This window comes from Pseudomonas sp. NPDC047961 (assembly GCF_050272435.1).
Taxonomy (GTDB): domain Bacteria; phylum Pseudomonadota; class Gammaproteobacteria; order Pseudomonadales; family Pseudomonadaceae; genus Stutzerimonas.
This window is the reverse complement of the sequence record NZ_JBNNMD010000004.1, coordinates 1-20,451: the sequence shown is the minus strand read 5'-3', so window position 1 is coordinate 20,451 and position 20,451 is coordinate 1. Positions and strand designations below refer to the sequence as shown.

Sequence of the window (20,451 nt, the reverse complement as noted above, 5' to 3'; positions counted from 1 at the left end):
TCTACTGGCTAGCCCCTCACTCCTTGGGCGGCTCGATAGGCAAGGTTGGCGTGAACACCATGACTTCAAGCACATCGGAATGAAACTCTCGGCGATACAAGACCAGTACCACCCCGGTCGTTACCGTCATGAAGAACCAGGGATGAATGAACCAGGATAAGGTAGCCATTCCGAAGTAATAAGCCCTCAGGCCGAAGTTGAACTGGTTTGCCGCCATCGAGATGACCCTTGCAGCCCGCTCGGCGAATGACTTGCGCTCAAGGTCACTCACGTTGCGCTCACCCGCCATCGGCGCCGAGGCAACCAGCACAGCAGCGAAGTTGTACTGCCGCATGCACCAGCTGAAGGTGAAAAACGCATAAACGAACACCACCGCCAACGCCAACAGCTTGATTTCCGAAAGCCCACGGCTGACCGGTTGCGCGAACGGCAGATCCGCCAACAACGAAACAGCACGTTCGGACGCGCCCAGCGCGGTCAGTATGCCAGCCAGAATGATCAAAGTGCTGGATGCGAAAAATGCCGCGTTGCGCTCGAGGTTGCCGATCACGTTGGCATCGGCGATGCGGTTATCGCGCAGCAGCATGCGCCGCATCCAGTCCTGCCGATACAAATGCAGGACACTGGCCAGGCACGCGGTGTCCCTGCCCCGCCAGCTTGCGTAGCGGGTGTAGCCGGCCCAGCACAGTACGAACCACACGACAGCAATCAGATGAGGCAGCAAATGATTGGGAATGAGCATGTAAACCCCTCTGGACGCATGCGCCTGATTATAGCCAGCGAAACCGCTTGCTAGGCGTCTCGCGAACCAATCGTGCGGCCGAGTCAACCGGCATTATGATGCGAGTCGGCGTTGACCAAGCAGCCGATCCACGGCGAAAGCGATCGCCAGAGTCACCAGCACTGGAACCAGCCAACCCATGCTCTGCGCGGCCAAGGGGAGCCTGGTAAACAACACGGGAACCAGGTCGGTGAAGCCCGCCGCCGACATCCCATCGGCAACACCGAACACCAGCGTGACGGCCATTACCGGGATGAACACCCGACTGGGCGAAACCCAGCAGCGATCCAGCAGACTCAATGCGACCAACATGATCGCCAGCGGGTAGAGCCCGACCAGCACGGGCACTGACACACTGATCAGCTGGGTCAGGCCCTGATTGGCCACCAACAGGCTGAAAAGCGTGAATACCACGGCGACAGTGCGATAGCCGACGGGCATCAAGCCGCTGAAGAATTCGCCACAGGCGGTCGTCAAACCGACTGCGGTTGTCAGGCAGGCCAGCGTAATCACGACTGCAAGCAGCAGACTGCCCGTAGTACCAAAGGTGTGTTGCACGTAAGTCGTGAGGATCTGCACGCCGTTTTGCGCCTCACCGGCAATGCCCTGACTAGTTGCGCCCAGGTAGAACAGCGCGAGGTACACCAGCGACAGACCAAGCGCGGCTATGGCGCCAGCAATCATCGAGTAACGGGTCACCAGCGCCGGCTCGGATACGCCTCGATCACGGATGGCGGTCGCGATCACAATGCCGAATACCAGCGCGCCCAAGGTATCCATGGTCAGATAGCCTTCTAGAAATCCTTTCAGCAGGGGACCGTTACGGTAGCTCTCGGCTGTGGTCCCGATGTCGCCAGCCGGCGCGAACACCGCAGCGCCGCCCAGCACCAGCAACGCAGCCAGTAATACAGGCGTGATGAACTTGCCGACCCGGTTCACCAACTGACCTGGATTTATCGCCAGGAACAATGTCGCCGAAAAAAACAGAACCGTATAAACGAAAAGGGGGATAGCTGCGTTGCCGGTAAAGGGCGCAACGCCCATTTCAAACGACACCACTGCCGTCCGAGGCGTAGCGAACAGCGGGCCAATGGCCAGGTACACCGCTACCGCCAGCAGCGTGCCGGCGCCACGCCCTAACGGGGCGGTCAAGCGATCCATGCCGCCGCCGACCCGTGCCAGCGCGACCACAGTCAACAAAGGCAACCCGACGCCAGTCAACAGAAACCCCAGTGCTGCAAACCAGAGCGAGTGCCCTGCAGCCAGCCCGGCACTGGGTGGAAAGATAATATTGCCTGCGCCGAGAAACAGCGCGAACGTCATGAAGCCTAGGGCCAGCAGATCAAGGCCTTTCAGTCGAATCATTGAACTATCCCACTACAGAAGGTTCTGGCACGACACGCACCAAGCGTGAACTCCCGGATACGGCTCATGCTGCGCCGCACGAAAAAAAGCACGCACCTTAATCGAAATGACTAGCGAGGGCGAGGAGTCGTACTCCCCAAAACGAGATGGCGCGAGAAGATGGACACCCTAGGCATACTCGCTCGGACCAAGCCAGAACGCCGTTTATCGTCGTGCAGAAACGAAGATGCCAGTCAGACGAGCTGACTGGCATCGGGTGCCCCTAGGAGGGGATCAGGCCTGCTTGGCGTCCCAGCCAGTGACTTCCGCCAGCGCCTTGCCGATATCGGCGAGCGAACGAACAGTCTTCACGCCAGCGTCTTGCAGCGCTGCGAACTTCTCGTCCGCGGTGCCCTTGCCGCCGGAAATGATCGCACCGGCATGCCCCATGCGCTTGCCCGCCGGAGCCGTCACACCAGCAATGTAGGAGACTACCGGCTTGGTAACATTGGCCTTGATATAGGCAGCTGCCTCTTCTTCGGCGGAACCGCCGATTTCACCGATCATGACGATCGCTTCGGTCTGCGGGTCTTCCTGGAACAACTTGAGGATGTCGATGAAGGTCGATCCTGGAATAGGATCGCCGCCGATACCCACACAGGTGGACTGACCGAAACCAGCGTCGGTGGTCTGCTTGACCGCTTCGTAGGTCAGAGTGCCCGAGCGAGACACGATGCCAACCTTACCCGGCATGTGGATGTGACCCGGCTGGATACCGATCTTGCACTCGCCGGGAGTGATCACACCTGGGCAGTTCGGGCCAATCAGGCGAACACCCATTTCGTCACACTTGATCTTCACTTCGAGCATGTCGAGAGTTGGGATGCCTTCGGTGATGCAGACGATCAGCTTGATACCGCCGAACACTGCTTCAAGAATGGAGTCCTTGCAAAACGGTGCCGGAACATAGATCACTGATGCATCCGCGCCAGTCGCTTCGACTGCTTCTTTAACCGTGTTGAATACCGGCAGGCCCAGATGAGTTGTGCCGCCCTTGCCAGGAGTCACGCCACCGACCATTTTGGTGCCGTATTCGATGGCCTGCTCGGAGTGGAAGGTACCTTGCGAGCCGGTGAAGCCCTGGCAGATTACCTTGGTGTCTTTATTGATCAGGACGCTCATTACTTGCCCTCCGCGGCTTTGACGACTTGAATGGCCGCATCGGTCAGGCTGGTTGCACCGATGATATTCAGACCACTTTCACCCAGCATCTTGGCGCCGAGTTCAGCATTGTTGCCTTCGAGACGGACGACCACAGGAACCTTGACGCCGACTTCCTTGACCGCACCGATAATGCCTTCAGCAATCATGTCGCAACGGACGATGCCGCCAAAGATGTTAACCAGGACAGCCGCGACGTTTTCATCGGACAGGATGATTTTGAACGCTTCAGTCACGCGCTCTTCTGTAGCGCCGCCGCCGACGTCGAGGAAGTTCGCCGGCTTGCCGCCGTGCAGATTGACGATATCCATGGTGCCCATGGCCAGACCGGCACCATTGACCATGCAGCCGATGTTGCCTTCCAGTGCAACGTAGTTGAGCTCCCACTTCGCTGCGTGAGCTTCGCGTGGGTCATCCTGGGACGGGTCCTGCATACCGCGCAGTTTGGGCTGACGATAGATCGCGTTGCTATCGATATTCAACTTGGCATCAAGGCAGTGCAGATTGCCGTCTTTCTTGACGACCAGCGGATTGACTTCGAGCAGAGCCAGATCGTAGTCGACGAACAGCTTGGCCAGCCCTACAAAGATGTGGACGAACTGCTTGACTTGATCACCCTTCAGGCCGAGCTGGAATGCCAATTCGCGGCCCTGAAACGGCTGAGCGCCGACGAGCGGATCGATGGTCGCCTTGAGGATTTTTTCCGGCGTGTCGTGAGCGACCTTCTCGATGTCGACGCCGCCTTCGGTGGAGGCCATGAAGACCACCCGGCGTGTGGCGCGATCGACCACGGCGCCCAAATACAGTTCTTTGTCGATGTCGGTGCAGGCTTCAACGAGAATCTTGCTGACCGGTTGTCCGTTGGCGTCGGTTTGATAGGTCACCAGGCGCTTGTCTAGCCACTGCTCGGCGAATGCGCGGGCTTCGTCCTTGCTACGCACGAGCTTGACGCCACCCGCCTTGCCACGACCGCCAGCATGTACCTGAGCCTTAACTACCCACTCGGTACCGCCAATCTGATCACAGGCTTCAGCCGCTTCTTTGGGGCTGTCGATCGCATAACCTTTGGAAACCGGCAATCCGTACTCGGCAAACAGTTGCTTACCCTGATATTCGTGAAGATTCATCTTAGCTACCGTTCGGTTTGATGTGCATCAGACGCCACATTGCAGCGGCGTCACCTCAAGTCGCTGAAAACTATCGAAGATACCTTTCAGGGACCTGTCATACCTTGCTTGAAGGTATTCGACGGCCGCGTCAGGCCTATAAAGCCCAGCGCGAGCCGCCGCTTGTTGCTGCGCTATTAGCGCTTCTTGCGGTTGGCGATGTGAATCGCGTGACCATTCACCGCCAGCGCAGCTTCGTGCAGCGCTTCGGACATGGTCGGGTGAGAGAAGACCATCATGCCCAGATCTTCGGCGCTGGTACCGAACTCCATGCCAATGGCGCCCTGCTGAACCAGCTCGGCTGCAGCCGGCCCCATGACATGCACACCCAGTACACGGTCGGTTTTGGCGTCAGCGATGACCTTGACCAAGCCCGCCGTATCGTTGGCAGCCATGGCACGGCCACTGGCAGCGAACGGGAAGGTGCCCACGTTGATTTCAACGCCTTCGCTTTTCAGCGCCTGCTCAGTCTTACCGACCCATGCGATTTCCGGATGGGTATAGATGACCGACGGAACCAGGTCGTAGTTCATTTGCGATTTGTGGCCCGCGATCCGCTCGGCAACCATCACACCCTCTTCCGATGCCTTATGCGCGAGCATCGCACCACGGACCACGTCACCAATGGCATAAACGCCTGGAACACTGGTCGCGCACTGATCGTCGACAAAGATGAAGCCACGCTCATCCATGTCGACGCCTGCGTCAGCGGCCAGCAGATCGGTGGTCACAGGACGGCGACCAACTGCAACGATCAGTTTGTCGAAGGTCTGCTGCTGCTCTCCCTCAGCGTTGGTGAAGTTGACGATAACCTCGTCACCCTTCACCTCCGAACCGGTCACACGGGCGCCCAGCAGAATATTCAGGCCCTGTTTGCTCAGGACCTTGAAGGCTTCCTTGGAAATTTGTTCGTCGGCGGCCGGCAGGAACTTGTCCATGGCTTCGAGTACGGTGACTTCTGCACCCAGGCGAGCCCAGACCGATCCCAGCTCGAGACCGATGACACCGGCACCGATAACGCCAAGCTTCTTCGGCACGCTCTGGAAGTCCAGAGCGCCCGTCGAGTCGACAATGATCCTCTGATCGACCGGCGCCGGCGGGATATCGACGGGCTTGGAACCGGAGGCGAGGATCACATTCTCGGCACCGAGCACCTGTGTGCTGCCATCCAGGCCAGTGACCTCGACCTGCTTGCCACTGAGAAGCTTGCCGTGACCCTCGAACACGGTTACACCGTTCGCCTTCATAAGGCCGGCAACACCGCCAGTCAGGTTTTTAACGATCTGATCCTTACGGGCCACCATGGTCGGAACGTCCATGGCCACTTCGCCAGTGCTGATGCCGTGAACCTTGAAGCTCTCGTGGGCTTCATGGAACTTGTAGGAGCTGTCCAGCAGCGCCTTGGACGGAATGCAACCGACGTTCAGACAGGTTCCGCCAAGCGCGGTCTTGCCTTCCTTGCCCTGATATTTTTCGATACAGGCGGTCTTCAGACCCAGTTGCGCTGCGCGAATGGCTGCAACATAACCACCGGGGCCGGCACCGATCACGACGACGTCGAATTTCTGGCTCATTACGAATCCTCTTGAGTGCAGCTAAAAAATCAAAGGCCGCAGACAGCAGGCCCGGCACTTGCCTAGCCTGCTAACTGCAGCCCGTGACGCTTGTTAGATGTCCAGCAGCAAACGGGCCGGATCTTCCAGCAGGTTTTTGATGGTCACCAGGAAGCTGACCGCTTCCTTGCCATCGATAAGGCGATGGTCGTAGGACAACGCCAGATACATCATCGGTCGGATGACCACCTGGCCGTTAACGGCCATCGGACGCTGCAGAATGTTGTGCATGCCCAGGATAGCGGCTTGCGGCGGGTTGACAATCGGGGTCGACATCATCGAACCGAAGGTGCCGCCGTTGGTGATGGTAAAGGTGCCGCCAGTCATCTCATCAATCGACAGTTTGCCATCACGCGCTTTCTTGCCAAAAGTGGCGATGCCGCTTTCAACTTCGGCCAGGTTCATCAGCTCGGCATTGCGCAGCACCGGAACGACCAGACCACGATCGCTGGAGACAGCGACGCCGATGTCCTGATAGCCGTGGTAAACGATGTCGGTACCGTCGATCGACGCGTTGACCGCGGGGAAGCGCTTCAGCGCCTCGACGGAAGCCTTGACGAAAAAGGACATGAAGCCCAGACGCACGCCGTTGTGGGTCTTTTCGAACAGATCCTTGTACTTCGAGCGCAGCGCCATGACCTCGGTCATGTCGACTTCGTTGAAGGTGGTCAGCATCGCCATGTTCGACTGTGCTTCAACCAGGCGCTCGGCAACCTTGGCGCGAAGGCGCGTCATCGGCACGCGCTTCTCGGTGCGGTCACCAGCAGCAGAAACAGGGGCCGATGCTGCACTAGTGGCGGGCTTGGCGGCTGCCGGAGCCGATTTTTTGGCATCGATGGCAGCAACCAGATCTTCTTTGGTTACCCGCCCATCCTTGCCAGTGCCCTTTACGCTGTTCGGATCGATGCCGTTTTCTTCGGCCAGCTTGCGCGCGGCAGGCGCGAGGATCGCGTCTTCTTCACCCGCTGCAGGTGCCGATGCTGGAGCGGCTGCCGGAGCGGCGGCTTCTGCAGGCGCAGCAGCTGGAGCTGAAGCCGTAGCGCCAGCGTCCAGCTTGCCAAGCAGCTCACCGCTGAGCACGGTGTCGCCTTCGTTTTTGGCGATTTCGGTCAGCACGCCATCCGCTTCGGCTAGCACTTCCATAACAACCTTGTCGGTCTCGATGTCGACAATCAGTTCGTCACGCTTTACCGCATCGCCCGGTTGCTTGTGCCAGGTCGCAACGGTGCCGTCAGCAACCGATTCCGGAAATTGAGGGGCTTTGATCTCGATAGCCATTAGCTGGGTCCTATTTGATTCGGTTTTTACATCGAGGCCGCGGTGTCCGCGGCCTCTTGCAAGAATGATTAAATGGTGAAGGCGTCCTGCAGCAGTTTTTCCTGCTGTTCGGCGTGCATGGAGGCATAACCGACTGCAGGTGCTGCAGAGGCTTCACGACCCGCGTATTGCAGGAACAGCTCCTTCTTATGCGCGACGGCAACGCGACGCATATGATGTTGGCTGCAATACCAGGCCCCCTGGTTCATCGGCTCTTCCTGGCACCAGACGATGCTCTTGACGTTCTGGTAAGGCGCTAGCACCTCAGCCAGATCATCTTCCGGGAACGGATATAGCTGCTCCAGGCGAACAATGGCGATGTCTTCGCGGCCTTCGTTGCGACGCTTATCCAGCAGATCGTAATAGACCTTGCCGCTGCACATGACAACGCGTTCGACCTTGCTCGGATCGATCTGATCGATTTCCGGAATCACGGTCAGGAACGAACCTTGGGTCAAGTCTTCCAGGGTCGACGTTGCCAGCTTGTGACGCAGCAACGACTTCGGCGTCAGCGCTACCAGAGGCTTGCGCAGCGGGCGGATCGCCTGGCGGCGCAACATGTGATAGACCTGAGCGGGCGTTGTCGGCACGCATACCTGAATGTTGTGCTCGGCGCACAGCTGCAGGTAACGCTCCAGCCGCGCGGACGAATGCTCCGGCCCCTGGCCTTCGTAACCGTGCGGCAGCAGCATCGTCAATCCGCAAAGACGGCCCCACTTGTGCTCGCCACTGGTGATGAATTGGTCGATGACGACCTGAGCACCGTTGGCAAAGTCACCGAACTGCGCCTCCCACACCACCAGTGCATTAGGCATGGTAGTTGCATAGCCGTACTCGAACGCCAGCACCGCCTCTTCCGACAGGAAGGAGTCGTACAGGTCGAAGCGAGGCTGCCCTTCGTAGAGATGCTGTAGTGGGATGTAGGTGCCACCATCCTTCTGGTTGTGCAACGCCGCGTGGCGGTGCGAGAAGGTCCCGCGGCCAACGTCCTGGCCACTGATGCGAACTGGATGACCTTCGAACAGCAGGGTCGCGTAAGCCAGTGTCTCGGCATAGCCCCAGTTGATAGCAAGCGCGCCGGCACCCATCTTCTGGCGGTCTTCGAGAATCTTCGACACTTGACGTTGAACGACGAAGCCTTCCGGCACCGCCAGCATCTTGCTGGACAATTCCTGCAGCGCTTTTAGCTCGAAACGCGTGTCGTATCGAGCAGTCCAGGTATGGCCCAAGTACGGCCGCCAATCGACGAACAGCTCCTTGTTCGGCTCCTTGACCAAGCTCTTGACCACGTGAAGACCGTTATCAAGCGCGGCGCGGTATTCGTCGACCTTGGCCTGGACCTGATCATTGTCGAGCACGCTCGATTGCGTTAGAGCATCGGCATACAGCTCACGCGTGGTGCGCTGTTTGGCGATTTTCTGATACATGAGCGGCTGAGTGCCGCTGGGCTCGTCCGCTTCGTTGTGACCGCGACGCCGATAGCAGATCAGGTCGATGACGATATCGCGCTTGAACTGCATCCGGTAGTCAACAGCAAGCTGGGTGACAAACAGAACCGCTTCAGGATCATCCGCGTTCACGTGGAAGATCGGCGCCTGAATCATCTTTGCGACGTCGGTCGCGTACTCGGTGGAGCGCGCGTCCTCCTGCTTGTTGGTGGTGAAGCCAACCTGGTTATTAATCACGATCCGGATGGTGCCGCCCGTGCGGTATGCACGAGTTTGGGACATCTGGAAGGTTTCCATAACGACGCCCTGCCCCGCAACGGCGGCGTCACCGTGGATGGTGACTGGCAGTACCTTGTCACCCACCGCATCGCAACGACGATCTTGACGAGCGCGAACTGAGCCTTCAACCACTGGCGACACAATTTCCAGGTGCGAAGGGTTAAACGCCATCGCCAGGTGTATTTCGCCACCCGGAGTCATGACGTTGGAGGAGAAACCCTGGTGATACTTAACATCACCGGAGCTGAGCCCTTCGACCTTCTTGCCTTCAAACTCGTCGAACAGGTCGCGTGGGTTTTTACCGAAGGTATTGACCAGTACGTTGAGACGGCCGCGGTGGGCCATGCCAATGACGATTTCCTTAGTGCCGTAGGAGCCTGACCGCTGGATAATTTCGTCCAGCAACGGAATAAGGCTCTCACCACCTTCCAGACCAAAACGCTTGGTACCCGGATACTTGGTACCCAAGTACTTTTCGAGACCTTCAGCAGCTGTAAGGCGCTCAAGCAGGTGGCTCTTGATTTCAGGCGAAAAGGACGGACGTCCACGAACGCTCTCGAGCCGCTGGATAAACCAGGTGCGCTGGTCTGAATCGACGATGTGGGTAAATTCAGCCCCGATAGTGCGGCAATAAGTCTCTTGCAGCGCCTGGTGAATCTCGCGCAAAGTGGCCTGATCTTTGCCCATGGCAAGGTCGCCGGTACGGAACACCGTATCCAGATCTGCGTCGGTCAAGCCATAGTTATTGATCGCCAGATCAGCTGGAGCCGGGCGCTGTTGCAAGCCAAGCGGGTCGAGCTGGGCAGTCTGATGGCCACGCATCCGATAAGCTTGGATCAGACGCAGGACTTCGACCTGTTTCTTCTCATGCTCGCTACTGACGCTGGCGGCTGAAGCAGGCTGAGCACGACGTTGGTTCTTTGCCAACAGTACGAAGTGATCGCGGATTGTCGAATGCGATACATCGGCCGCAGCGCCACCGCTGACCGGCAGCTTCTGGAAATAGGTGCGCCACTCTTCGGGCACAGCGTTGGGATCGTGCAGGTAGAGCTCGTAGAGCTCTTCCACATAGGCAGCGTTACCACCGGATAGGTGGGCACTGTCCCACATGCGCTGCATTACGCTTTCTTGCATGTCTGGTCACCTTCGATAAGGAGACACCACCAGCGTGGAGACCGCAGCATGACTTCCCAAGTTCTGAAGCAGCGACCCAGGTAAAGCCACTACGGACCGCGCAGATAGTTTCCGAGAACCACCCCGGATGCCCCTGCTGGTCATCAAATTTTCAGAGCGAAACCCCGGCTTTGTGAGCTGGGATTCCTACTAAGACTACGGCGCCGAGTTTGAACTCTGGCGCCGTAGGTGTCGCGGTGAAGCATTAAGGATCTGCAACTACTATCAATAACCGCAGACACCTCGGGGGGCATCAGGTTGCGCTCTGCAGCAGCATGTTTCGAACATGGCCAATGGCCTTGGTCGGATTCAACCCTTTCGGACAGACGCTGACGCAGTTCATGATACCCCGGCAGCGAAACACGCTGAACGGATCGTCTAGCGCAGACAGACGGTTCTCGGTTTCGGTGTCGCGGCTGTCGGCCAGGAAGCGATAAGCCTGCAGCAGCGCAGCGGGCCCGAGGAACTTATCTGGATTCCACCAGAAGGACGGGCAGCTCGTCGAACAACAAGCGCAAAGGATGCACTCGTACAGACCGTCGAGCTTCTCTCGATCTTCCGGACTCTGCAGACGTTCGATAGCCGGAGCCGGTGTATCGTTCATCAAATAAGGGCGAACCTTCTCGTACTGCTTATAGAAGATGCCCATATCCACCGCCAAGTCACGAATAACTGGCAAACCAGGTAGCGGACGAACCACAAGCTTGTTGCCTTTGACTACAGACGAGAGTGGTGTGATGCAGGCCAGCCCATTCTTGCCGTTCAGGTTCATGCCGTCAGAGCCACAAACCCCCTCACGGCATGAACGACGATAAGAGAAGCCCTCGTCCTGTTCCTTGATGAGGGCGAGCACGTCCAGCACCATCAGGTCCTTACCATCGGTATTGACCTGAAAGTCCTGCATGTAGGGCTTGGCGTCTTTATCCGGGTTATAGCGATAAACGCTCACTTGCAACATATCAGCGACCTCAGTAAGTCCGAACCTTAGGTTCGAAAGTCGGAACAGTCTTCGGAGAGAAGTTCACGGCACGCTTGGCTACGCGCTTCTCACCCGGGAAGTACAGGGTATGGCACAGCCAGTTTTCGTCATCACGCTCTTCGAAATCCTCGCGGGCATGCGCGCCGCGCGATTCTTTGCGATTCTCTGCAGCGATGGCAGTTGCTTCAGCCACTTCCAGCAGATTCTGTAGCTCCAGCGCTTCGATACGGGCGGTATTGAAGGCTTGGCTCTTGTCAGAAATCTTCACATTGGCGATGCGCTGGCGGAGATCAGCAAGCTGGGCAATGCCCTTCTGCATGTACTCGCCGGTACGGAATACACCGAAGTAGTTCTGCATGCAGCTTTGCAGCTCTTTACGCAGCGAAGCGACGTCTTCGCCTTCGGTCCGCTCGTTCAAGCTGGCGAGACGACTCAGCGCAACGTCCAGATCGGCCTCAGTCGCACCGCGATGCTCGATACCGTCCTTCAGCGCTTTTTCTAGATGAAGACCGGCGGCGCGACCGAATACAACGAGGTCAAGCAGAGAGTTGCCACCCAGACGGTTGGCGCCATGAACCGATACGCACGCCACTTCGCCTACCGCGAATAGCCCTTCAATGATCTTGTCATTTCCATTGGCATCCTGGGTCATTGCTTGACCGTGGATGTTAGTGGCGACGCCACCCATCATGTAATGACAGGTCGGAACTACAGGCACCGGAGCAGTGACAGGATCGACATGCGCAAAGGTTTTCGACAGCTCGCAGATGCCCGGTAGACGGCTATGCAGTACTTCCTCACCCAGGTGATCGAGCTTCAGCATCACGTGGTCGCCATCTGGACCACAGCCGTTGCCAGCCAGAATTTCTTTAACCATGGAGCGAGCAACTACGTCACGACCCGCCAGATCTTTCGCGTTCGGCGCGTAACGCTCCATAAAGCGCTCGCCGTGCTTATTGATCAGGTATCCACCTTCACCACGGCAACCTTCGGTTACCAACACACCGGCACCAGCGATGCCGGTCGGATGGAATTGCCACATCTCAATATCCTGAACCGGCACACCTGCGCGCAACGCCATGCCAATACCGTCACCGGTGTTAATCAGCGCGTTAGTGGTCGATGCGTAGATACGCCCTGCACCTCCGGTAGCCAAGACCACAGCCTTGGACCGGATATAGACCGTTTCGCCATTTTCGATGCAGATCGCGATGATGCCCACGATGGCGCCATCCTGATTCTTCACCAGATCCACGCCATACCATTCGTTGAGGAAGGACGTGCCCGCCTTCAGGTTGGCCTGATACAGAGTGTGCAGCAGCGCATGACCAGTACGGTCAGCGGCCGCGCAAGTGCGAGCAGCCTGCCCACCTTTGCCATAGTCCTTCGACTGACCACCGAACGGACGCTGGTAGATGCGACCCTGCTCGGTTCGGGAGAACGGCAAGCCCATGTGTTCCAGCTCGAAAACAGCCTCCGGACCAACGGAACACATATATTCGATAGCATCTTGGTCGCCGATGTAATCGGAGCCCTTAACGGTATCGTACATGTGCCAGCGCCAATCATCGTTCGGGTCAGCCGAAGCGATCGCACAGGTGATGCCACCTTGTGCGGATACGGTATGCGAGCGGGTCGGGAAAACCTTGGTTACCACAGCAGTTTTGTGACCACCTTGGGCCAACTGCAGTGCGGCGCGCATGCCCGCACCACCGCCACCAATAATGATGGCGTCATAAGAAAGAGTACGAATGCTAGCCATGGATCAGATACCCCAAAGAATCTGCACGCCCCAGACGAAGAAGGTGAACATAGCTATGCCACACACCGCCTGGAAGAGAAAACGCACGCCGGTAGCCCACTTACCGATTGCCATGCTGGTCAGGTAGTCGGTGGAAATCGTCCACATACCAACCCATGCATGAACACTGAGGGCAACGAGTGCAAGGAGACTGAAGATGCGCATCCACTGAGCGGAGAACAGCGCATGCCACTGAGCGTAATCCAATCCCGGATTCGCAATGAGGTATCCGATCAGAAAGAGAAAATAAGCCGCCAGGACCACCGCTGAAACGCGCTGGGCCATCCAGTCATACAGACCCGAACGGGAAAAGTTGGTGACATTGGTTACCATATCCAAACTCCCGCCAGAACGATCAGCACTGCCGATACGGCCAAAACGATTTTCGAGCCCAGCTTCCCGCCTTCCAGCGTTTCGCCATGGCCGGTATCCATGACCAGATGGCGCACACCGGCCACCAGGTGATACAGCAACGCAGAGAGCAAAGCCCAGACCACCAGCTTCGCCAGCGGACTACCGAGATACGCCTTCACCTCTTCAAAGCCTTCGACAGAAGACAAAGAGACATCAAGCGCAAGCAGCAGGACGGCCACACCAACAAACAAGATCACGCCAGAAATGCGGTGAAGGATTGAGGTGTAAGCAGTGATTGGGAGTTTTATTGTCCTAAGATCTAGGTTTACAGGTCGTTGGCTTTTCACGGCTTTTTTTCACACTTGAGAGCCCCGAAACCGCAGGGCAAAGTTGTTGGGAAGAGCACGCAGCGGTACCCGCCACCCACGAGTGACAACCCACAGGAAACTGCCTGTAAGGCCCCTGCCGGTCGGTCGCCGATTATAAACAGTTAGGTCGCTAATGACAATGTGGTGAAGTGCCACTAAAGGCGGATGGCGCCTCGGTTTGTAATTCGCGTAAATAGCTTTTTCTGTGTTGCGAATTCACCCCTAACCCCCTCTACAACTGGCCGCTCGCCCAAATTGACTTTGTGATTTATCTCACTATAGTGATGCGGGCCCTGCGTGGGGGGCCATGATGATTCCAAGCATAAAACAGGAGGCCATACATGGCTGACAAAAAAGCGCAGTTGATCATCGAAGGCGCAGACGCCATCGAACTGCCCGTTCTATCCGGCACCGTAGGGCCCGACGTAATCGACGTACGAGGCTTGACCTCCACGGGTCGCTTTACCTTCGACCCCGGCTTCATGTCCACCGCCTCTTGCGAATCCAAGATCACCTATATCGACGGTGACAAAGGAGTTTTGCTTCATCGCGGCTACCCGATCGAGCAGCTGGCCGAAAAAGCCGATTACCTCGAAACCTGCTACCTCTTGCTGAACGGCGAGCTGCCTACTGCTGAGGAAAAAGCAAAGTTCATCAGCACCGTCAAGAACCACACGATGGTTCACGAACAGCTCAAGTCTTTCCTCAACGGCTTCCGTCGTGATGCACATCCGATGGCCATCATGTGCGGTGTTGTAGGCGCGCTCTCGGCCTTCTATCACGACTCTCTGGATATTAACGACCCGCACCACCGCGAAATTTCGGCGGTTCGCCTGGTCGCGAAGATGCCAACACTGGCCGCCATGGTTTACAAGTACTCCATGGGCCAGCCGATGATGTACCCGCGTAACGATCTGAATTACGCTGAAAACTTCCTTCACATGATGTTTAACACACCTTGCGAAGTGAAGCCGATCAGCCCGGTTCTTGCAAAAGCCATGGACCGCATCTTCATTCTGCATGCGGACCACGAGCAAAACGCCTCGACGTCCACCGTACGCCTGGCCGGCTCGACCGGCGCCAACCCGTTCGCCTGCATTGCTGCTGGTATTGCAGCGCTGTGGGGCCCGGCACATGGCGGCGCCAACGAAGCCGTACTCACCATGCTGGACGAGATCGGCGACGTTTCGAACATCGAAAAATTCCTTGCCAAGGCCAAGGACAAGAACGACCCATTCAAACTGATGGGCTTCGGCCACCGCGTCTACAAAAACTTCGACCCACGCGCCAAGGTCATGAAGCAGACCTGCGACGAAGTACTCAGCGAACTCGGCATCAACGACCCGCAGCTCGAACTTGCAATGAAGCTTGAAGAGATCGCGCTGAACGATCCCTACTTCGCCGAACGCAACCTCTACCCGAACGTTGACTTCTACTCCGGCATCATTCTCAAGGCGATCGGCATTCCAACCAGTATGTTCACCGTGATCTTCGCGCTTGCACGTACTGTCGGCTGGATTTCGCACTGGAAAGAAATGATTGCGATGGGTCAGAAGATCGGTCGTCCACGCCAGCTGTACACCGGCCACCCGCAACGGGACCTGAATCGCTAAGGCAGCGCGAACCGCCTTACCCTGAATAGACCAACAGCTTTTTAGGGTTAGCTACCTCAACGCCCAGTGCAGCGCACTGGGCGTTTTTTATTTCTGGACCGAATCGGTCCGCACCCACCATTGTGATTGCCGATCACTCCACACCTAGCTTACCAGCCGATTGAGACCGTGACGCTGCCGAGGCAGCACCTCATTTTCGCTGACTCACTCCCTCAGAACGCCCTGCTGGTAGCCGCAACCCTCATCATCCATGCCGCGCTGGATGCACTGATTTAGCTCGGCTGCAGCACTGGCGTCCCGAGCGAGAATTAATACATAGCACGCCTGAGCCGAGGCAGGCGTCCGATAGCGGGCACGAGTGAGTGACACAAAAAATCGACGAGCAGCTTTCCCCTCCGCGCCACCTCCTGACGCATCGCTACGTCCAGCTTGCCGCCCCAGACCTTAGCGCCCCAGAACCGGCTGCATTTTATGTCCTACAGCCAGCCAAGGCCGCACGCTGCCAAAAGCTGCACCAGTACAAGCATGAATCCAAGCCGGCGAAGCTTGGGGCGCTCCCAGGCACAGCCGGGCAGTAGCACGACTCGCTGACACTAAAGGAGTCAGGGCGCCTTCCTCAGCACCAGGACAACGAGGAGGGATATGATGAGGCCGCTAGCCGCAAACGACACAACACCACTGAAGAGTGGTGCGCCTCGAGCTACCGCAATTTTGCCGTCAGAGAGCCATACCGAAGCGACAAAACCATTACCACGCATCGCCACCCAGCAGGAGCTGCTAGATTTGTAGCCCGAGCGCTCACAAACCCGGCAGACCACAGCGGCAAGCAGAAAGCGGGAAAACTCTGAGGCATCGCAAAACCTCAAACATAAAAAAATCCAGTCACCGTTAAGTGACTGGATTTTCTGGGGACTTTTGGTCGGGACGGAGTGATTCGAACACTCGACCCCTTGCACCCCATGCAAGCTTTCCAAAGACAGTGAAAACGCCTAACCATTTGATTTTAAACGTTTTACCAGTACAGTCTATCGAATTTGATTAGTGTAAATTGACAAAAATCTGCGTCTTTGACAACGCAAAACTGCGGCTTCCAGAGGAGTTTTGCAGCTCATAAAGGGTGATTATAGCCATGCCCGTGGGCAATCCCGGCATACGCACCACTGGCCACGACACCTCAACGATGATGCCTTTTTAAGGCGGACTTCTTGCGGAGCCAAGCGTATTGGACGGGGTCAATACTCAGCAGCTGTCCCATCACAGACTCTCGTTTCTCCGGAGGCATACGCCCCAGAAGTGAGCGAATCTCCGACTCGATGCTGCCTGGTTTCGCACCCCGCTCCTCGGCCTTTGTATACCATTCGTGACCCAGAGCAATGTTGCCCATCTCAATATTCAATGCCCCGAGAAGGGTGCACGGGCGAAAGCTATTCGGCAAAAGTCGATAAGCTTCGTCCGCCAACTGAAGTGCTTCGTTGTGGCGACCTAGATCTCGCAGCACCCCACCATGCGTAGTGCGAACTGCCGACTTCAGCTTGGTTTGCTTGAGAGCACCATCCTGGATCTTTACCAAGAGGTCATGCGCTTCGCGTGAGGCATCGCATTTGCGCAGGTGTCCACTGGCATTCACTAACTGCCAGACATCGCCCGTCTTGCGAAACTCACCCAGGTAGTAGTCGGCCTCAAGACGATTATGGACACGCAGGATTTCCTCAGAAGCGTATCCCCTGCCCTCGCTTTTCAGCCAAACAGCTTCTTCCTCGGAAAGCCGCCTTGCGCTATCCAGCTTGCGCAAAATCGTCATCACTTGCTTGAAGTCGACCTCGTCGACGAAGCCGTCAATACCATAATTTTCTCGTAGCTCGCGATTCTTTTGGCGAGCGATAAATTTCGGATCGCTTTCGCGCTGGAGCCTTTCGGCATGAAGGCGAGCCATCATGGCAGCGTGGCGAGCCTCAGCAGCTTCCTGTTCAACCTGCTTCTGTTGTTCAGCTGCCTTCTGTCGCACTAAAGCAGCGGCAACCCTGGACACCTGTTCGACTGGAGCAAGCTGGAGAAACTGTGATTCAGAAATCTCGCCGGTAACGAATTGCGCCAGGGTCTTGAGCCCGTTTTCAGTCAGGAAACGCTGCCCTAGGACACTCAAAGAATTACCCCGGGCAAAGGTCTCCAAAAGGTTAGACAGGCGAGAACCAGACACAGAAGAACCCGGCATGTCATCGACCCAGAATCGTTTGGCGAGGGTCAAATGGTTGTCTGACATCAGCACTCCATGCTTCGATAATTGAACAACGTATCAGCGTCAGGCTATGCAGCTCTTTATATGAGCACCTAGAAAAAATTTCTCAACCACCTCATAGCCCCTAACCTAGCGAACGCCTAACGTTCTCAGAAAAACACATCCGCTGGGACGCCAAAACGAACCGAGAGCGCACGAATGTGCCGTACATTTAGCTGGCGTTTACCTGCCAAAACCTCAGAAATAACTGACTGAGTACCGACCTCAGGCAAGTCGCCTTGGCTCAGGCCATGCTCCTGCATGAGGTAACGAAGTACCTCCACTCCGCCCACTTTGGGTAGTGGCCTATGAAGCTCATCGTAAGCTTCGATCATGTCACCCAGCTGAGAAGCCAGGCTGCCCAGCGGATGATCTTCATCATCGCCGACCACGGCCAGCAGCTCATCCAACGCCTCAACCAGAGCATCATAGTCATCTTCGCTCGTCGGCTTGGTGAGTAGCGGTGCAACGTAACGCCAGTGCTCACAAGCCTGCTTGATCAATGCGGACATGATTACTCCCTCCACTTGCCTTTGTCGTATTCAGCATGATCCAGCACATGCTGAATAAACACCTTCTGTGCCCTGTAATGAACGATGGCAATCAGCCGCAGCTTGTTGCCGCCGATGTCGAACACATGCTGAGGCCCTACCTTGTCAGTCGCCGGAAAGAGCCTCTTCATCTCAGCGAAATCTCGCGGCGCACTTGCCTTCACCAGACGATACCAAGCCTCAAGCGCAGTCGCCGAGCGAGGCCATTTGGCCTGAGCCTCCCAGATACGCTTCTGTGTAATGACGTGCATAGCCCCTCTATCGCACCTTGCGATAGAGGCATGGTAACGCGCCCGCCATAGCATCGCAAGGTGCGATATCTGATCCATCGATCATAAAAATATCATCAGCTTTAGCTAGCGATGTTCCACCATACCAAGAGGGACAGATTCAATAATCCTAGAAGAGAAACCAGCCAAATAAATGCAGTGAGCTTTCGCAATACTATCGAATTATCTTGCTGCTTCCTCAGCCTGGTCGGGTCATCATCAGTTGATTTATCTAAAATAGACTCAACTCTGGCCAATCGAATAATAATATTTTGCACATCTGAATTTGATGGCCTACCAGCCCTGCGCTCGACTCGATTTACCTCATAAGTCAATGCCTCCACAATCTCAATGAGTCCAGGCGTTCCATCGAATCCGTTTATCAAAATCTCAATACGATCCAGCTTCCGGGCCGACTCATTCAAGAACTCCAACTTATCAATTATCTCATCTGCGTGCTCAAACAGAAGCCTTAAAAGATTTTCATGTTTCGTGAGAGGCCTGGCGTTAATTGAGTGCATCTTCGGCCTCGCCAAACAAGGCGCTAAAAGCGTCATCTAACTGACCCGATGTATTTACCGCCTTCTTAGCAACATTAAGCAGCCTTGCATAGCGAAAATATTGCTCGGAGAATTTCGCCACCTTTCTCAAATCAGCCTTTAGTTTATGCAAACTATTCTCAGCTAAAACACATGCCTCATTCAATGGCATTTTTAAGCCAGCCAAATCCGCATAGATATCATTCTCAAAAACCATACAATCCGGATTAGCAATAAACAATCAAACTCCTTAGCAGCATTCAAAACGACAGGGAACTCTTCCTCAACACTCCGACGCACTCGATTAAATACAATCTGAATCTTACTTTTATCAACTCCCATTGCTGCAAGCATACGCGCAGTTAAAATTGACTCATCCTGCTCCTTCGAGCCAGGCACGGTAGGTATAAGAAAAAAGTCAACCTCATCATATCCCTGATTCAACGACGTTAGCCCTGCAAAAAAATCCTCAGCGTTTGACGCACCCACATCTACAACCAGATCATCATTCACCACCAGCTCTAAATATATTTTCCTAAACTTCTCACCACGTACCGTCTCAAAATCATCAACCAGATCTTTGGTGTCTTGATTGATTGACTCAACAATTAGGAGTTTGGCGTTATTCATACGAGGCACAAGCAGATGCGCAGCCAATGTTGACTTCCCTACATTACCACCTATACCAGCTACAATAATTTTCATAAACAATCACCTATTATTAAACATAAATTTATTGAAATCTTTTTGGTTAAATATTTTGCCATCAGCCGGTTCCCTGCTAACCGTCGCCTTTAGTCTTGAAGCTCCCTGTCCTCTGCTCTGGATTTGGCCCTGCCTGCTCTTTAATAGCCCACGCCCTGTATGCCAAAGATATTCCTTATACTCTTCAGATAAATCGCTAAGCATGTATCTATACAAACTTGAAATAGATACCTGCACACCAACCCCTCTCAGAACCAAAGCCATATCGCTTAGAGTCACATACTCCTTGAGCAACTTAACTAGAGCATCCCTGTGCACATGAAGCGATATTCTTGCTTGCCCTTTAACCATAACTCCCCCTTACTTTTATTAATCATTACAGCAATCCGCGGGCAATGGAATCTACCGGCCGAGTTAATTTCAGTTATAAAACGATAAATATTTGAAAAGCATCGGCGACAGCTGAATCAACAAGACAAGAGACGAAAAGACTCGACAACCAGAGACCGCACTAGAAATGAAGAAAAAAGACATGAACAGAAGAGGAATACATCTAACACTGTTGCCGCTGACCGAAAACTGACCCAGTAGAGGCTGTTCTGCCGACTGAAAACTGACCCAGGTGTTCAACTGCTTCTGCTCAATTTTTGAGCAG

The 20,451-nt window shown here is 55.6% G+C and carries 20 protein-coding genes; 1 reads left to right on the top strand and 19 read right to left on the bottom strand.

Annotated features, from left to right (window positions below; all coding sequences use genetic code 11):
- Positions 1 to 16: 16 nt before the first annotated feature.
- The 11 genes from ACQKIK_RS14465 to sdhC all read right to left on the bottom strand — a co-directional run bounded on the left by ACQKIK_RS14465 (position 17) and on the right by sdhC (position 13,823).
- The gene (locus tag ACQKIK_RS14465) at positions 17 to 742 is read right to left on the bottom strand and encodes a DUF599 domain-containing protein (protein ID WP_045426327.1); all 726 of its coding nucleotides are present in this window, start codon (positions 740 to 742) and stop codon (positions 17 to 19) included.
- Between the two features lie 93 nt (positions 743 to 835).
- The gene (gene brnQ, locus ACQKIK_RS14460) at positions 836 to 2,146 is read right to left on the bottom strand and encodes a branched-chain amino acid transport system II carrier protein (protein ID WP_499136455.1); all 1,311 of its coding nucleotides are present in this window, start codon (positions 2,144 to 2,146) and stop codon (positions 836 to 838) included.
- 273 nt (positions 2,147 to 2,419) lie between these two features.
- Positions 2,420 to 3,307 (bottom strand): succinate--CoA ligase subunit alpha, encoded by an 888-nt coding sequence (gene sucD / locus ACQKIK_RS14455; protein ID WP_045426324.1) that lies wholly within the window; start codon positions 3,305 to 3,307, stop codon positions 2,420 to 2,422.
- Entirely contained in the window at positions 3,307 to 4,473 is a 1,167-nt protein-coding gene (sucC, locus tag ACQKIK_RS14450) for an ADP-forming succinate--CoA ligase subunit beta (protein ID WP_499136453.1), read from the bottom strand. Before sucC ends, sucD begins: the two co-directional genes overlap by 1 nt.
- Before the next feature lie 176 nt (positions 4,474 to 4,649).
- Positions 4,650 to 6,086, bottom strand: a complete 1,437-nt coding sequence (gene lpdA, locus ACQKIK_RS14445) for a dihydrolipoyl dehydrogenase (protein ID WP_499136452.1) — start codon at positions 6,084 to 6,086, stop codon at positions 4,650 to 4,652.
- Between the two features lie 93 nt (positions 6,087 to 6,179).
- A complete protein-coding gene (gene odhB, locus ACQKIK_RS14440) occupies positions 6,180 to 7,403 on the bottom strand; it encodes a 2-oxoglutarate dehydrogenase complex dihydrolipoyllysine-residue succinyltransferase (RefSeq protein WP_499136451.1) in 1,224 nt (407 codons plus the stop codon).
- Positions 7,404 to 7,471: 68 nt separating this feature from the next.
- On the bottom strand, positions 7,472 to 10,303 hold the full coding sequence (locus ACQKIK_RS14435; RefSeq protein WP_499136449.1) for a 2-oxoglutarate dehydrogenase E1 component: 2,832 nt from the start codon (positions 10,301 to 10,303) through the stop codon (positions 7,472 to 7,474).
- A gap of 292 nt (positions 10,304 to 10,595) precedes the next feature.
- On the bottom strand, positions 10,596 to 11,300 hold the full coding sequence (locus ACQKIK_RS14430; protein ID WP_045426311.1) for a succinate dehydrogenase iron-sulfur subunit: 705 nt from the start codon (positions 11,298 to 11,300) through the stop codon (positions 10,596 to 10,598).
- A gap of 10 nt (positions 11,301 to 11,310) precedes the next feature.
- Positions 11,311 to 13,083, bottom strand: a complete 1,773-nt coding sequence (sdhA, locus tag ACQKIK_RS14425) for a succinate dehydrogenase flavoprotein subunit (protein ID WP_045426308.1) — start codon at positions 13,081 to 13,083, stop codon at positions 11,311 to 11,313.
- 3 nt (positions 13,084 to 13,086) lie between these two features.
- Positions 13,087 to 13,455 (bottom strand): succinate dehydrogenase, hydrophobic membrane anchor protein, encoded by a 369-nt coding sequence (gene sdhD / locus ACQKIK_RS14420; RefSeq protein ID WP_045426304.1) that lies wholly within the window; start codon positions 13,453 to 13,455, stop codon positions 13,087 to 13,089.
- Entirely contained in the window at positions 13,449 to 13,823 is a 375-nt protein-coding gene (gene sdhC / locus ACQKIK_RS14415; RefSeq protein ID WP_045426302.1) for a succinate dehydrogenase, cytochrome b556 subunit, read from the bottom strand. Before sdhC ends, sdhD begins: the two co-directional genes overlap by 7 nt.
- Before the next feature lie 362 nt (positions 13,824 to 14,185).
- Here sdhC and gltA point away from each other — a divergent pair, with 362 nt between their 5' ends.
- Positions 14,186 to 15,457: a citrate synthase gene (gltA, locus tag ACQKIK_RS14410; protein WP_045426299.1), complete on the top strand. Its 1,272-nt coding sequence runs from the start codon at positions 14,186 to 14,188 to the stop codon at positions 15,455 to 15,457.
- Positions 15,458 to 16,631: 1,174 nt separating this feature from the next.
- Here gltA and ACQKIK_RS14405 read toward each other — a convergent pair.
- The 8 genes from ACQKIK_RS14405 to ACQKIK_RS14370 all read right to left on the bottom strand — a co-directional run.
- The gene (locus ACQKIK_RS14405; protein WP_499136448.1) at positions 16,632 to 17,717 is read right to left on the bottom strand and encodes a hypothetical protein; all 1,086 of its coding nucleotides are present in this window, start codon (positions 17,715 to 17,717) and stop codon (positions 16,632 to 16,634) included.
- A gap of 125 nt (positions 17,718 to 17,842) precedes the next feature.
- Positions 17,843 to 18,244: a helix-turn-helix domain-containing protein gene (locus ACQKIK_RS14400; protein ID WP_101152257.1), complete on the bottom strand. Its 402-nt coding sequence runs from the start codon at positions 18,242 to 18,244 to the stop codon at positions 17,843 to 17,845.
- Positions 18,245 to 18,246: 2 nt separating this feature from the next.
- Positions 18,247 to 18,534, bottom strand: coding sequence for a type II toxin-antitoxin system HigB family toxin (locus ACQKIK_RS14395; RefSeq protein WP_101152259.1), 288 nt, complete (start codon positions 18,532 to 18,534; stop codon positions 18,247 to 18,249).
- A gap of 101 nt (positions 18,535 to 18,635) precedes the next feature.
- Entirely contained in the window at positions 18,636 to 19,073 is a 438-nt protein-coding gene (locus tag ACQKIK_RS14390) for a hypothetical protein (RefSeq protein ID WP_499136446.1), read from the bottom strand.
- Entirely contained in the window at positions 19,060 to 19,263 is a 204-nt protein-coding gene (locus ACQKIK_RS14385; RefSeq protein WP_499136444.1) for a hypothetical protein, read from the bottom strand. Before ACQKIK_RS14385 ends, ACQKIK_RS14390 begins: the two co-directional genes overlap by 14 nt.
- A 2-nt stretch (positions 19,264 to 19,265) precedes the next feature.
- On the bottom strand, positions 19,266 to 19,796 hold the full coding sequence (locus ACQKIK_RS14380) for a hypothetical protein (protein ID WP_499136443.1): 531 nt from the start codon (positions 19,794 to 19,796) through the stop codon (positions 19,266 to 19,268).
- A gap of 6 nt (positions 19,797 to 19,802) precedes the next feature.
- Entirely contained in the window at positions 19,803 to 20,147 is a 345-nt protein-coding gene (locus ACQKIK_RS14375; protein ID WP_499136442.1) for a hypothetical protein, read from the bottom strand.
- A gap of 69 nt (positions 20,148 to 20,216) precedes the next feature.
- The coding region (locus ACQKIK_RS14370) for a hypothetical protein (protein WP_499136441.1) at positions 20,217 to 20,451 on the bottom strand (235 nt) is incomplete at its 5' end.